This window comes from Rhizobium sp. RSm-3 (genome assembly GCF_001854685.1).
GTDB classification, from domain to species: Bacteria; Pseudomonadota; Alphaproteobacteria; order Rhizobiales; family Rhizobiaceae; genus Rhizobium; species Rhizobium ecuadorense.
In genome coordinates this window covers 18,305-31,519 of sequence record NZ_MAWZ01000035.1, presented here as the reverse complement: position 1 = coordinate 31,519, position 13,215 = coordinate 18,305, and the positions used below count along the sequence as shown (strand labels likewise).

The 13,215-nt window shown below is 60.8% G+C and carries 18 protein-coding genes; 12 read left to right on the top strand and 6 right to left on the bottom strand.

Annotated elements, in window-relative coordinates; all coding sequences use genetic code 11:
- The first annotated feature begins 3 nt into the window (after positions 1-3).
- Together iolE and iolB are read left to right on the top strand one after the other, a co-directional pair.
- On the top strand, positions 4-921 hold the full coding sequence (iolE, locus tag BBJ66_RS23035) for a myo-inosose-2 dehydratase (RefSeq protein ID WP_071090067.1): 918 nt from the start codon (positions 4-6) through the stop codon (positions 919-921).
- Between the two features lie 196 nt (positions 922-1,117).
- A complete protein-coding gene (iolB, locus tag BBJ66_RS23030) occupies positions 1,118-1,915 on the top strand; it encodes a 5-deoxy-glucuronate isomerase (RefSeq protein WP_071090064.1) in 798 nt (265 codons plus the stop codon).
- Positions 1,916-2,119: 204 nt separating this feature from the next.
- On the opposite strand, the gene BBJ66_RS23025 is transcribed toward iolB, so the two are convergent.
- Both BBJ66_RS23025 and BBJ66_RS23020 read right to left on the bottom strand, forming a co-directional pair.
- Positions 2,120-3,484 (bottom strand): MATE family efflux transporter, encoded by a 1,365-nt coding sequence (locus tag BBJ66_RS23025; RefSeq protein WP_071090060.1) that lies wholly within the window; start codon positions 3,482-3,484, stop codon positions 2,120-2,122.
- A gap of 86 nt (positions 3,485-3,570) precedes the next feature.
- On the bottom strand, positions 3,571-4,011 hold the full coding sequence (locus tag BBJ66_RS23020; RefSeq protein ID WP_049733850.1) for a glyoxalase superfamily protein: 441 nt from the start codon (positions 4,009-4,011) through the stop codon (positions 3,571-3,573).
- A gap of 361 nt (positions 4,012-4,372) precedes the next feature.
- Between BBJ66_RS23020 and BBJ66_RS23015 the strand changes: the two genes are divergently transcribed.
- Positions 4,373-4,705 (top strand): hypothetical protein, encoded by a 333-nt coding sequence (locus BBJ66_RS23015; RefSeq protein WP_049733849.1) that lies wholly within the window; start codon positions 4,373-4,375, stop codon positions 4,703-4,705.
- Here the strand turns inward: BBJ66_RS23015 and BBJ66_RS35475 are convergent.
- Positions 4,656-4,904: a hypothetical protein gene (locus tag BBJ66_RS35475; protein WP_083335608.1), complete on the bottom strand. Its 249-nt coding sequence runs from the start codon at positions 4,902-4,904 to the stop codon at positions 4,656-4,658. The two genes, BBJ66_RS23015 and BBJ66_RS35475, sit on opposite strands and share 50 nt — an antisense overlap.
- Before the next feature lie 91 nt (positions 4,905-4,995).
- Here BBJ66_RS35475 and BBJ66_RS23010 point away from each other — a divergent pair, with 91 nt between their 5' ends.
- The gene (locus BBJ66_RS23010; protein WP_071090057.1) at positions 4,996-5,862 is read left to right on the top strand and encodes a LysR family transcriptional regulator; all 867 of its coding nucleotides are present in this window, start codon (positions 4,996-4,998) and stop codon (positions 5,860-5,862) included.
- A 101-nt stretch (positions 5,863-5,963) separates the two neighbouring features.
- Here BBJ66_RS23010 and BBJ66_RS23005 read toward each other — a convergent pair whose 3' ends face one another.
- Positions 5,964-6,410 (bottom strand): baeRF12 domain-containing protein, encoded by a 447-nt coding sequence (locus BBJ66_RS23005; RefSeq protein ID WP_071090054.1) that lies wholly within the window; start codon positions 6,408-6,410, stop codon positions 5,964-5,966.
- A 359-nt stretch (positions 6,411-6,769) separates the two neighbouring features.
- On the opposite strand from BBJ66_RS23005, the gene BBJ66_RS23000 reads away from it, so the two are divergent.
- On the top strand, positions 6,770-7,171 hold the full coding sequence (locus tag BBJ66_RS23000) for a pilus protein PilZ (RefSeq protein ID WP_003569234.1): 402 nt from the start codon (positions 6,770-6,772) through the stop codon (positions 7,169-7,171).
- A gap of 104 nt (positions 7,172-7,275) precedes the next feature.
- The gene (locus BBJ66_RS22995; protein WP_071090052.1) at positions 7,276-8,388 is read left to right on the top strand and encodes a pyridoxal phosphate-dependent aminotransferase; all 1,113 of its coding nucleotides are present in this window, start codon (positions 7,276-7,278) and stop codon (positions 8,386-8,388) included.
- A gap of 200 nt (positions 8,389-8,588) precedes the next feature.
- On the opposite strand, the gene BBJ66_RS22990 is transcribed toward BBJ66_RS22995, so the two are convergent.
- Positions 8,589-8,855, bottom strand: coding sequence for an SEL1-like repeat protein (locus BBJ66_RS22990; RefSeq protein WP_071090049.1), 267 nt, complete (start codon positions 8,853-8,855; stop codon positions 8,589-8,591).
- Positions 8,856-9,389: 534 nt separating this feature from the next.
- Here BBJ66_RS22990 and BBJ66_RS22985 point away from each other — a divergent pair.
- The 3 genes from BBJ66_RS22985 (at position 9,390) to BBJ66_RS22975 (ending at position 11,738) form a co-directional block, all read left to right on the top strand.
- The gene (locus BBJ66_RS22985) at positions 9,390-9,728 is read left to right on the top strand and encodes a DUF2147 domain-containing protein (RefSeq protein WP_071090557.1); all 339 of its coding nucleotides are present in this window, start codon (positions 9,390-9,392) and stop codon (positions 9,726-9,728) included.
- A gap of 239 nt (positions 9,729-9,967) precedes the next feature.
- Positions 9,968-10,147, top strand: a complete 180-nt coding sequence (locus BBJ66_RS22980; RefSeq protein WP_037093780.1) for a hypothetical protein — start codon at positions 9,968-9,970, stop codon at positions 10,145-10,147.
- A gap of 88 nt (positions 10,148-10,235) precedes the next feature.
- Positions 10,236-11,738 (top strand): AMP nucleosidase, encoded by a 1,503-nt coding sequence (locus BBJ66_RS22975; RefSeq protein WP_071090046.1) that lies wholly within the window; start codon positions 10,236-10,238, stop codon positions 11,736-11,738.
- Between the two features lie 9 nt (positions 11,739-11,747).
- Here BBJ66_RS22975 and BBJ66_RS22970 read toward each other — a convergent pair whose 3' ends face one another.
- Positions 11,748-11,963 carry a hypothetical protein gene (locus BBJ66_RS22970; protein WP_049733841.1) on the bottom strand — a complete coding sequence of 72 codons (216 nt, stop codon included), beginning with the start codon at positions 11,961-11,963 and terminating at the stop codon, positions 11,748-11,750.
- Positions 11,964-12,119: 156 nt separating this feature from the next.
- Here BBJ66_RS22970 and BBJ66_RS22965 point away from each other — a divergent pair, with 156 nt between their 5' ends.
- The 3 genes from BBJ66_RS22965 to BBJ66_RS22955 are packed head-to-tail and all read left to right on the top strand — an operon-like array spanning position 12,120 to position 13,208.
- The gene (locus BBJ66_RS22965; protein ID WP_049733840.1) at positions 12,120-12,476 is read left to right on the top strand and encodes a YciI family protein; all 357 of its coding nucleotides are present in this window, start codon (positions 12,120-12,122) and stop codon (positions 12,474-12,476) included.
- A 10-nt stretch (positions 12,477-12,486) separates the two neighbouring features.
- Complete coding sequence (locus BBJ66_RS22960; protein WP_049733839.1) at positions 12,487-12,846, top strand: YciI family protein; 360 nt, start codon at positions 12,487-12,489, stop codon at positions 12,844-12,846.
- 2 nt (positions 12,847-12,848) lie between these two features.
- Positions 12,849-13,208: a YciI family protein gene (locus tag BBJ66_RS22955; protein WP_003587635.1), complete on the top strand. Its 360-nt coding sequence runs from the start codon at positions 12,849-12,851 to the stop codon at positions 13,206-13,208.
- The last annotated feature ends 7 nt before the right edge of the window (positions 13,209-13,215 follow it).

The following is a 13,215-nucleotide window of genomic DNA, read 5'->3' as shown; positions in this document are numbered from 1 at the left end:
TAGATGAAGGCCAAACTCGGCATGTCGCCCATCGCGTGGTGGAACGACGATCTTCCGGAACTCAGCGACGATGTGTCCCTCGAGGAATGCCTGCGGCAATCGCGCGGCGCCGGTTTCACCGGCATGGAACAGGGCCGCCGTTTCCCTGGCAATCCGGAGGAAATGCTGCCCATTCTGCGCGCCGCCGATGTGACGCTGTGCGGCGGCTGGTTCTCCGGCACGCTTGTCAATGAGGAGCTTGCCGCCAACAAAGACCGCATCGCTCCGATGATCGAGCTGTTCAAGGCGGTCAATGCGCCGTGCATCGTCTATGGCGAAGTCGGCCGCTCCATCCAGGGCGACCGTTCCAAGCCGCTCGCCACCAAGCCGCGCCTTTCCGACGACGAGATGAAAGCCTATGGGCGCCGCGTCACCGAGTTCGGCGAATGGTGCGCCGAGCAGGGCATGCCGCTCTCCTACCACCACCATATGGCAGCCGTCGTCGAAACCGAGCCGGAACTCGACGCCTTCATGCGCTCTTCGGGTGCAGGCATTCCGCTGCTGCTCGATGCCGGACATCTCGCCTTTGCCGGCGGCGATGTGCTACGCGCCATCGGGAACCACCACGCCCGCATCAATCACGTCCACGTCAAGGATATCCGTAAGTCCGTGGTCGACGGGCTCGACCGCAGCCGTCAGTCCTTCCTCGACGCGGTGGCGCTCGGCGCCTTCACGGTACCGGGCGACGGCTCGCTTGATTTCGGCGCCATCGTCCAGCGGCTTGCCGACCACGGCTATGAAGGCTGGTTCGTCGTCGAGGCCGAACAGGATCCGCGCAAGGCGCCGCCGCAGAAAATGGCCGAGATCGGCCATGCCGAATTGATGCGGGTGATGACGGCCGCGGGCTATACGGTGGAGACCGAAGGTTTTCCCAAGGGATAACGGAAAAGAAAACCCCTCCCCAACCCCTCCCCACAAGGGGGAGGGACTTAACTTGAGGCACCGCCCTGCTCCAGACAGCCGCCACCTTGCGAAAGGAACGCCGCAATATGGGTGAGACAGCGCCGCAGATTAAGCCCCTCCCCCTTGTGGGGAGGGGTTTGGGGAGGGGAATTTCAATGTACGAGGAGAACCACCTATGCCAAACCTCAAGGTCAAACCATCCGGCACGCAGGGCCGTGTCACGCATGTCACGCCTGAGAATGCCGGCTGGACCTATGTCGGCTTCGATCTGCACCGGATAAAGCCGGGCGAGACGGTTTCGGGAGAGACCAGCGACCGCGAAGTCTGCCTCGTCTGGGTCACCGGCAAGGGCAAGGCGTCGGCCGGCACCCGGGATTTCGGCACGCTCGGCGGCCGCATGACCCCGTTCGAAGGCGCGCCGCATGCGCTCTATATTCCGACGGAATCGACCTGGTCGGTCACGGCGGAGACCGATCTGGAACTCGCTGTCTGCTCGGCCCCCGGTGGCGGCACTTATCAGGCGAAGGAGATTCCGCCCGGCACGCATCCGCAAGTGACGCGCGGCAAGGGCACGAATGTGCGCTACGTCAACAATATCATGCCTGAGGACGACAGCTCGGCGCATTCGCTGCTGGTCGTCGAGGTGATCACGCCGGGCGGCCACACCTCCTCCTATCCGCCGCACAAGCACGACCAGGACGACCTGCCGAACGAGAGCTTCCTGGAAGAGACCTATTATCATCGCCTCAACCCGCCGCAGGGTTTCGGTTTCCAGCGCGTCTATACCGACGATCGCTCGCTCGACGAAGCAATGGCGATCGAGGACGGCGACGTGACGCTGGTGCCGAAGGGCTACCATCCTTGCGCAGCAACGCACGGCTACGATCTCTACTACCTCAACGTCATGGCCGGGCCGAAGCGAATCTGGAAATTCCACAATGCGGCCGAGCACGAATGGCTGCTGAAAGCATAAGCGCGCCTGCGAATCGCTAAATAATCTGACAGCGCCAAGCCATTGCTGATGGTTCACTGCCTCCATCCGACAAGGATGGAGGATCATCATGCATAGCTCGAATATCCCCATATCAGGCAGCAACCGCCGTTCTTCGCATCATAGGCCGCCTGGGACGGAATAGATGCCTGACAAAGCCGCGCTCATTGGCGCGGCTTTGTCATCTCACGCAGGCAGAAGTCCGTAGCGCCAGCCGCGACGTTTTGCATTCTGAGACAGCACCAGCAAGGCGAGGGCGACCATGCCTGCCTCGGCAAAGACCGGCACCATCCAGATCCCCTGCTCGCCGAAGATAAAGGGCAGCAGGAAGGTGAGCGGCAGGGTGAGCAGATAGGGCCGCGACAGGCCGAAGATCGCCGCACGCGGCGCATCGCCGATCGATTGGAAATAGGACGACAGGATCAGCATCTGCCCGAAGAGAAAATAGGCGCCGATCGTCCAGGGCAGAATTCGCCCGACCTCGGCGACAATGGCGGGATCAGCGACGAAGACCGCGCCAAGGCGGCCGGCCAACAGTTCGACGGTGATTTCCACCAGGGGGCAATAGACGAGCGCCGCAAGCATGGCCATCCGCAGGCTGCGGCCGACGCGAGGCCCGAGGCCGGCACCATGATTGTTGCCGGCGATCGTCTGCAGCGCGATGCTGAGGCCAAGCAGCGGCAGATAGGTGAAGGTCATGATCCGGGTGATGATGCCGTAGGCGGCAACCGTCGCGACACGATCATGGGTGCTCCAGAGCGCGACGTTGACGAGAATGGCGGCTGATGCCAGCGATATGCCGATGAAGCCGAGGCTCATCGGGGCGCCGAAGGCGACGATGCCGCGCCATTCGGCAGGTGCGAATCCTCGATAGGGCCTGAGTGCCGTCGACCGGCGCCAGCGATAGGTCAGCACGGCGGTAAGACAGACGAATTGCGATGCGATGGAGCCGGCCACCGAACCCAACACGCCCCAATGCATCACCGCCATGAACAGCCAGTTGGCGAGGATGTTGAGCAGCGAGGCCGACAGCGTGACCAGCGTCATGAATCCGATCCTGCCTTCGCAGCGCAATCCGTCGAGATGCAGCGACAGGAAAAAGCTCACCGGCGCGAAGGCGATCATCGCGCCCATGAACAGCATGGCGCCATCGGCTATCGCAGCCGTGCCGGCACCGGCGTCGATGATCTGCCGGCCGAGGGTCCAGAAGAGGATGTTGAGGATCAGAGTGACGGCCAGCGCCAGCGTGTGGGCGCCTGTGAATACCCTGCCCGCGCCCTGACTATCACCAGCACCAAGCCGGCGGGCGAGAATGCTCGCCATGCCGTTCGAGACCAGCGATTGCAAAGCGATCAGTAGCATCAGCCCCGGAAAGATCAGGCTGACGGCAGAGAGCGCGTCGGGGCCGACATAGGTGCCGAGGAAATAGGCGTCGACGATGGTGAAGAGGCCGTTGACGGTGGTGATCGCGACGATCGGCGCCGCCGTTCTGAGGAAAACGGCCGGCAGCCAGCCGGTGAGGAAGATATTGCCTTCTAAAGGATCGGTCATGGGGAAATCCGTGCGATATCGGGCGAGGTCCGATCCGGGTTTAAAACACCCGGATTCAGACGGCCGCAAAGGGAATCGGAGGCAATTTAGAGATCGAGCACCAGATGCGGCACGCCGTTCGAGGTCTTCCTCGGCGAGACGCCATCGGCATCGATCTGCGCATTCACACGCCGGCGAAAGGCTGAAAAGCTCTCGAAGGTGACGACATCCACCGGCTCGTCGAAATGGATGGTGATCCTATGGAGATCGCCGCCCGGCAGGGCCGAGAGCGAGAGGATTTCGCCGGTGAACGGCTGATTGAGATAACGGCCGCGAATATGGGCGCCGACGAAAAGAGGCGTCTTCGCAGCCGCATTGGGTTTTGCCGCCAGCGCCGCGAGCGTATTCCAGTCGCGTGCGCCGTGCTGGCGGGCAATCATTTCGAGCGCCGCACTGTGGGTCAGCGCGGTGCCGCGTTCATTCATCGCCTGGCGCAGGCGCTTGGCCTGGGCCTTCAATTCGTCAATGGCAGGATAGGTGGTCGTCATGGAGTGAGCCTTCGCAAGGCATGCTCTTCGACTGTGGATGGGAGCTCGCATTACCGCCAGTCAGCATGCACAAAGGGCCGTGACCATGATCGCGAGGGCTTCACCATGAATTTTCATCCGCGAGCGGCCGGTGCCTCGAACCGGCCTTTGTATGCGCGAAGGCCGCCGACATGTCAAGAATGGCGCATATGCACTTGAGATGAGGATATTTGGGGAATGAGCAAATATGGGGCAAATCTGCATGAAATCGGTGCGATTTTCCCGCAAATATTCAATCTTATCGATGTTCTTCAGCAACCGTCAGCATTCTTCAGCTAATAATCCTGTGGTAGAACAAGCGGAGGCTAAAAGGGCCTTTCAGATGCACCTCGACACAGAACACCCCAAGCCCGAACGTGCTTACAGGGAATTCAATCTCGACAGGCCGGGCAACATCATCTTCGTCGGCCATCATCTCAGCACCGGAACGCAGGTGCGCTGCCTGATCCGCACGATCACGCTCGCCGGCGCACTGCTCGAAGTCAGCCCGAACCTGGAAATGCCGAGCCATTTCTTCCTCGAAATCCTCGGCATTCATGACGAGATCGGCGCGACCATGGTCAAGCGCGAAGGCGAATGGGTGACGGTCAGCTTCAACATGCTGCTCAATCCGGAATTCCTGCACCACGTGCTGCGGCTGAGCTTCGAAACCTGAGGGTTTTTGCGATCCGCGAATCATCGCGGCGCAGTCTCCTCGTCTCGCCTCTTCTCGAGGCCAGATACGTCATGATCGGAATGATCCAGAGAAGTCCGCGCCATTCCCGGCCATCGAGCGGATCGGCCATGGGATCGCGGCGCATGCGGCGATTGCGGGACTCGACTTCCTCGAAGAGAACAACCCAGTTGAGAAGCATTGCTTCATCCTCCATCTATTGGCTGGAGCACTTGAGCTAAGCCTTCACGCCCCTGCGATGTAGAGGCGCTGGGGAAAGGGGGTTTTCATCCATGAAAGATGCGAGCTGGGACGACCTGCAGCTTTTCTTCCATGTCGCGACCGGCGGGGGGCTCTCGGCCGCGGCCGCGCGCACCGGGCTCAGCGCGCCGACGATCGGCCGGCGCATGCTGGCGCTTGAACGGGTAACCGGCCGGTCGCTGTTCAGCCGCGGCCCCACCGGTTATCTGCTCGCCAGAGATGGGCAGGAATTGCTCGACCGCGTGCGGCTGATGCAGGATGCGGCGCGGGCAATCGCCGACTGGCGCGGCGAGGTTCTGACGCTGCCGATCGTCTCGACGGCCGCCGACAGCTGGACCTCGCGCTTCATCGCCGATCATCTGGCCAGCGTCTGGACGCCGAAAGACAGCTTCCGCATGTGCTACAAGACCTGCGATGCGAGCGTCGATTTCACCTACCGCGAGGCGCATATCGCCGTTGGCCACAGCCGGCCGGACAGCGGTAACGTCGCAATCCGCCGCTCGGTCAAGGTGGCGCATGCGGCTTACCAGGCGGCGGATTACGACGAAGCCAACTGCAACTGGATCTCGCTCGGCACCGATACTGCCGTCACCCCGGCAGACAAATGGACATTCGAACAGCCGGATTATTGGATCACCAGTTGGACGAATACGCCGCATATGCTCTTTCATCTGATCCGCGGGGGCGCCGGTCGTGGCGTCCTCCCCTGTTTCATCGGCGATCAGGACCGCAAGCTCGTCCGCGCCGGGCCTCTCATCGACGAACTGACCTATGACATGTGGATCGTTGCGCATGATGACGAGCGGCAACGGCCGGAGGTGAGGATCGTCATAGACCGTCTGGCGGCGCTGTTTGCCGATCATGAGGAGCTATTTGCTGGAGCGAGGCCGTCGATCTGACACGAAAACGCGGGCCGTAAAGACCCGCGTCCCGTCATTCAAAGTGTACAGGGTCCTTTGCGCGCCGAGACGCGCGGCGCTGTCGATAGGCTTCTATCAGTTCAGGCGGCGAGATGCCGCTCGATCTCTTCGACCGGCATATTGGTATAGTCCTTCGTCACCTCAGCGGTGATCGCGGCCTGCGTATCGGCGCGGAGTGCCGGCCGCAATGTGCCGAGCGCTTTCGGCGGCGCAACGATAACGATGCGATGGGCACTCTTTTCCTGCACCAGCGCGTCGAGCTTTTCCGCCACCTGTTTGAGAAATTCGGCTTCGGCCTGATCCTGCCAGCTGGTTTCCTCGACAGCGCTGCGGCTGAAGCCGTCTGCCGCATGGGTCCGGCCGGGTTTATCGGCGCCAATCTCGCGATCCGGCGCGTTCGGCTGCGTCAGGGTTTCCAGCACCTTCAGGTTCATCAGCTGGGCATCGCCGGCATTCTGCATGATCAGAGCCTTGGCTCCATCGCAGACCACAACCCATGATTCCCAAGGGATTTTGACGTTGGTCATTTTCAACTCCTCGCGTCGTCGTTCGAAGCGCGCCGTGCTTCATCGATCAAAGCAGAACGCCCGGCACTTGAAAGAGTTCGGGAAAAATTGCGCCGAAATCGGATGCGGCGATCGGGGCGGCTCTTCCGCGTCAAAGAGGCGGTTTGCGGATTGCCGATGAAAACAGCGCCGATCGCCTATGCCGGCCGCGTCCCGATAAGGAACATCGAGGCGTCCCGCTTGGGAACAATGTTTGAACTCGTTAAAATTGTAATTTTATATTTGACGAATGCGCAAAACATTCATGTGACCTTAGTTGGGATCAAGATCAGGTTGCTCGAGATCAACCCCAAATGCGTCCTGACTGACGGAGAATGTGAATGTCTATGCTCCGCGCCACACACCTTGCCACGGTCAAGTCCGCCGTCTATGACCTGCGCTGGGAAGAATTCAGCGTCAAGCGGCCAGCCCGCATCGTCGCCGTCCGGCCGTGCCTTACCGGCGTCTCGATGCGCAGCGCCGAGATCATCGATATCTCCCAGGGCGGCGCCACGTTTATCGTGTCGACCACGGCCGGCCTGCCGAAACATTATTATCTCAACATTCTGGGCCTCGCCTACCGGATCGGCTGTGCGGAGGTCTACCGGCACAAGGAACGCATCGGGGTGCGGTTCATCAACATCATGGACCCCGAGGTTCTGCGCCGCGTCGTCCGCACCGATTTCCTTGTCGGCAACATGGAAGCAATCGCCGCCCGGCGGGCGCCGATCTTCCGTGCGTGAATAGCCCGACAACCAAATCGTTGCAGAAATAATCTTGCTTGCGTCGGCGGTGCCCGGGCCTATTGTTGCGCCGATCGTCAATATATCCGGGAAACCGCCTTCGCATGTCCGCCTTTTCGCGCTTCACGCCTCTTGCCGGCGCCCTGCCCTCCACAGTTCCTTTCGTCGGCCCCGAAGCGATCGAGCGCCAGCGCGGGTTTGCCGTTTCGGCACGCATCGGCGCCAATGAGAACGGCTTCGGCCCCGCCCCTTCGGTGTTTGCAGCGATGCGCGAGGAGGCCGGCAATATCTGGAAATACAATGACCCGGAGAATTTCGCGCTCCGGCAAGCGCTTGCCGCCCATCTCGGCATATCCCCCGCCAATATCGCCATCGGCAGCGGCATCGACGAATTGCTCGGCCAGATCGTCCGGCTGGTGATCGAGCCCGGCGCGCCCGTCGTCACCTCGCTCGGCGCCTATCCGACCTTCAATTTCCATGTCGCCGGCTTCGGCGGCCGGCTGGTGACCGTTCCCTATGCCAATGACCGCGAGGATCTCGACGGGTTGCTCGATGCCGTAAAGCGCGAGAATGCGCCGCTCGTCTATTTCGCCAATCCCGACAATCCGATGGGAAGCTGGTGGGATGCCGACAGGATCGTCGCTTTCGCCCGGGCGCTGCCGGAGACGACAATGATGGTGCTCGACGAGGCCTATAGCGAGACCGGTCCGGCAGGGGCGCTGCCGTCGATCACCTCGCTGATCGAACTGCCGAACATCGTTCGCACCCGCACCTTCTCCAAGGCCTATGGACTGGCCGGCTCACGCACCGGCTACGTGATCTCGACGGCCGGCACGGCTGAAGCTTTCGACAAGATCCGCAATCATTTCGGCATGAACCGGCTGGCGACGGCGGCGGCGCTCGCCGCCCTCAAGGACCAGGCCTATCTCGCCGAGGTGGTCGGGAAAATCCAGGCGGCGCGGGAGCGGATCGGCGGCATTGCCCGGGCAAACGGGTTTGAGCCCCTGCCCTCGGCGACGAATTTCGTGGCGATCGATACCGGCCGCGACGGCACCTATGCGCGGGCGATCGTCGACGGGCTGATGGAACGCGGCGTCTTCATCCGCATGCCCGGCGTGGCGCCGCTCAATCGCTGCATTCGCGTCAGCGTCGGGCCGGAGGCGGATATGGCGCTTCTCGAAAACGCGCTGCCGGGGGTGCTGAAACAGATCGGCTGATGGAGCATGATGCCGAAAACTGTCGGCGGTTTCTCATGAGATCATGCTCTCACTCTTTTATGTCCAATAGAAAGAACCGCGCCCGGTGGAGGTATCCGGCCGCGGTTCCCTTCTCCTGGCGTCGGGCCTGTTTGAAGCGCCCGCCAGTCCCTCTTTCCGAGGTTGTTATTGCTGCTTTTGTCGATCGATCGGAGACGGTCTCAGTGGACCGTCATCCACTCGCGGGCGGCGCGCAGCGCTGCCACGATCTGCATCTTGTCCATGGCGGCGGCCACATCCGCACGAAGCTCGGCGGCGCGGTCGTTGCCCTTGATTGCGGCGATGTTCAGCCATTTGTGGGCTGCGACCAGATCGACTTCGCAGCCGCGGCCGGTCGCATACATCAGACCCATATCACAGAAGACATCGGCGCTGTTGTCGCCACCCATGGTGGCCGTTTCAGCATTGTGCATTTCAAAGCGTGCCATCGGTTTTATCCCTGTTAGCCTGTTTATGACTTACCCTGTTTTACCTCCGGGCATTGCCGTCTATTGCGGCTTGCGGCCCTTGCGGTCCGGCGGGTTTGCCCCGCTCGTTTGATGGCTTCACTATGCCGAACGGCTTTCAAAAAACGCCTAAAATGCATGATTAATTCTAGACAAACAAAGTGCAAATGCTTGGTAAATTTGGGTTTTTGTTAAACATCAGATGCCTTGCGGCTAAAGGATTTTCGCTCGAATTTTACGAAAGATTCAGATCTGAAAATAAAGGGATCGTTCATCATGAAATCAGCAGCCGATATTTTGAAAGGCCGCCGGATGCGGTTTTCTCACCCCTTTTCCGCCCCTAAAGCTCGTCGCATCGAATTTGATTCATGCAACGAGCTTTAGCTCATGTCGTATCCCGGAACCGCGGCACACTTCCGGGCGACATGCATTGGCATGGAAAATGACCGCGCATATTTACCTTTACGTTCGCGTCAGTTAATTTCGCGCCCGATCAGGGACATCATGGAGGAAAAGATGATCCGCAGCTTCGTTCTCGCCAGCGCCGTCGCTATGATCGCAGGCATCGCCCATGCCGAAGAGCCGATCGTCGGCAGCTGGAAGACGGCGGCCGGCGAGACGGCGGTGATCGCGTCGTGCGGCGGCAGCTATTGCGTGACGCTGAAGACCGGCAAATATGCCGGCCGGAAGATCGGCACGCTTGCGGGAACCGGCGGCAGCTATGCCGGCGAGATCACCGACCCGGCCGCCGACAAGACCTATAGCGGCTCGGGCAAGATCTCCGGCAATTCGCTGAGAATGCAGGGCTGCGTGATGAAGATCCTCTGCAAGTCACAGACCTGGACGCGGCTCTAAGCGCATAAGGCAGCTGGAAAACGATCATCAAACGCGGGGCCCTCTGCCGCTTCGGCCGGACGGCCCGGCCAAGCCGAGCGCGTTGAGCCTGGCCTGGCGAACCAGTGTAAATTCTCTGCCAACCCGCTCCGAGCCTGTCCGGCAAGCTGAACGCTGGATGAACCGGTATCTCAGCACTCATTCAGCCGCGCCATGGCAAAACTCTTGTCACGATAGAGTTGCGTATCGGGGGAACGGCGATGGACATGTATATTCTGGCAAGACGGTTCAGCATCATCACGCTGTTTGCGGCGATCTTCGCGATCACGTTTTCGGCGGTGGTGGTGCACAATGGCGGCGGTGGCGCACAGTCGCATTTCGGCGCGAGCTATACCTGCCTGGAGAAAAACGGCACCTTCTGCGCGCCATCGGTGCAGTGAGCGGTATCCGACACCAAAAAGGATAAAATAATCGGATTCCGCCGGCGCGCGTCGTTTGCTTGTCAAAAACAACTCTCTATAATGCGTCATGAACAAACGAATCTCCCCCTTGTCGCCGCTCGACATCTCCTCGCCTCCTCCTTTCCAGCCTCAGAGCTTTGATGATCCGGCCAAGGCCGTGGAAGCGCTGACGGCGCTTTACGAGCGCAATACGGCGTTCCTGATCAAGAGCTTCACCGAGCTGGCACAGGGCGCTCCGATCTCCTCGCGCTACCGTGCTTTCTATCCGCAGGTCAGCATCGAGACGACAAGCTTCGGCCACGTCGATTCGCGCCTTTCCTACGGCCATGTCACGGCGCCGGGTATCTATACGACGACAGTCACTCGGCCGAAGCTTTTCAAGCATTATTTGAAGGAGCAACTGGCGCTGCTGGTGAAGAGCCACAATGTTCCGGTCATCGTCTCGGAATCGACGACGCCGATTCCCCTGCACTTCGCCTTTGGCGAGGGTGCGCATGTGGAAGCATCGGCCTCCGCCTTCATCGACATTCCGATGCGCGATATCTTCGACACGCCAGACCTCAACACCACCGACGACGAGATCGCCAACGGCGAATATATCCCGCCGCCGGGAGAGCCCTCGCCGCTTGCGCCATTCACCGCGCAGCGCATCGACTATTCGCTCGCCCGCCTGTCGCATTATACGGCGACGCATGCCGAGCATTTCCAGAATTTCGTGCTGTTCACCAACTACCAGTTCTATATCGACGAATTCTGCAGTTGGGCGCGCAAGCTGATGGCGGAAGGCGGCGACGGCTATACCGCCTTCGTCGAGCCCGGCAACATCCTCACCCCGCCCGGCTCAAGCGTGCCGGAAACGGATGCGGCACTGACCCGCCTCCCGCAAATGCCGGCCTACCATCTGAAGAAGAAGGGCCATGCCGGGATCACCATGATCAATATCGGCGTCGGCCCCTCCAACGCCAAGACGATCACCGACCATGTCGCGGTGCTGCGCCCGCATGCCTGGCTGATGCTCGGCCACTGCGCCGGGCTTCGCAACAGCCAGCGGCTCGGCGATTATGTGCTCGCCCATGCCTATATGCGCGAAGACCATGTGCTTGACGATGACCTGCCGGTCTGGGTGCCGATTCCGGCGCTCGCCGAAGTGCAGGTGGCGCTGGAGGCCGCCGTTGCCGAAATCACCGGCTACGAGGGCTTCGAACTCAAACGCATCATGCGCACCGGCACGGTCGGCACGATCGACAACCGCAACTGGGAACTGCGCGACCAGCGCGGGCCGGTGAAGCGGCTTTCCCAGGCGCGCGCCATCGCGCTCGACATGGAATCGGCAACGATTGCCGCCAACGGCTTTCGCTTCCGCGTGCCCTACGGCACACTGCTCTGCGTCTCCGACAAGCCGCTGCACGGCGAATTGAAGCTGCCAGGCATGGCGACGGCCTTCTACCGCACGCAGGTCAACCAGCATCTGCAGATCGGCATCCGCGCCGTGCAGAAGCTGGCCGCCATGCCGAAGGAAGCGCTGCATTCGCGCAAACTGCGCAGCTTCTTCGAAACGGCCTTCCAATAGGCCGTTTCCTCATCTGCCTGCCACGGCAGACGCCGAGCCATCCGCAAGCGTTTGCGGCGTGCCGGCGGCAAGGTTCAGCCCTGCTATCAGCAGGGTGAAGGCAAGGAACGCGAAGGCGGTGCGCTGGAGAATCTTCAGCCCATCGCTTTCGAGGAACTCCGGCGCGCGCTTCTCATGACGGCGTGCCCAAATCTGGCTTGCCAGCGCGATTTCAAGAATGCTCATTTCAGTTCTCCTCGACAGGTTTCAGTGAAGCCTTGTCGAGTGCTGCCTTGCCGTTTCGACAGCCGACCCGCCAAAAAGTTTTTTTGGGGCGCGATGTCGAAATGCGCGAAGCTCGATCGTCCAGGGTTATGGAAAGACGCAAGGAGAGCGTTCGCGATGAAATATCTCTGTCAGGTGTGGTTCGACGGCGCGATGCTCGGCGCCATGACGAAAGAGCAAAAGACCGAACTCGGTGCGAATTCGCTGAATTACGACAAGGACCTCGCCGAAAGCGGGAATATGATCGTGGCCGAGGCACTGCAGCCGCCGGCATCGGCGGTGACGGTCCGGGTGCGTAGCGGCGAGCTGTCGGTAACGGACGGTCCCTTCATCGAGACCAAGGAGGCGCTCGGCGGCTTCATCCTAGTCGAGGCCAAGGACCTCAACGATGCGATCCGCATCGCCGCCGGCATCCCGCTTGCCAAGCTCGGCGCGATCGAGGTGCGGCCTATCCACGAATTCGCAGCTCAATGAGGAGGTACCGATGAAGTTTCTATGCCAAATCTGGTTCGACACTGAGAAAAGCAAACTGGTCCCTCAGACCGAATGGGATGCGCTCACGCAGGAGTGCATCGTCAGCGACGACCACTGGCGTGACAGCGGTCACATGCTGAGCGCGCTGGCGCTTTATGAACCTGAGCGAGCCGTAACGCTCCGCGTTCGCAACGGCACTGTCGCCGCTACAGATGGGCCCTTCGCCGAAATCAAGGAGCATCTCGGCGGGTTCGTGGTGATCGAGGCCAAGGACATAGAAGAGGCGAAAGCGATCATTTCCACCTTCCCGATCCTCAAATATGCGTCGATCGAAATCAGGCCCGCCTATTCGATCAAGGATGGGAGATAGCCATGCGCTTCGTCTGCCTCATCTATAATTCCGCCGATATGGATGGCACGCTCAGTCAGGCCGAGGGCGACGAGCTCGTGAGGGCGCATTTCCAGTATGACGAGGAGCTTCAGCGCAAAGGCATCATGATCCATTCCGATGCATTGGAAGGTCCCGACAGCGCCTCGGTCCTGAGAGTGCGCCATGGCATTCTGTCTTCGACCGACGGCCCTTACGTCGAGACCAAGGAACATCTGGCTGGCATCTACATCATCGAGGCAGCCGATCTCGAAGAGGCGCGCAAGGTCGTCGCGGGAATTCCAAGCGTCCGCGTCGGATCGGTCGAATTGCGTCCGGTGAGGCTGCTCACCCTGCCGGAGTGAGGATCGC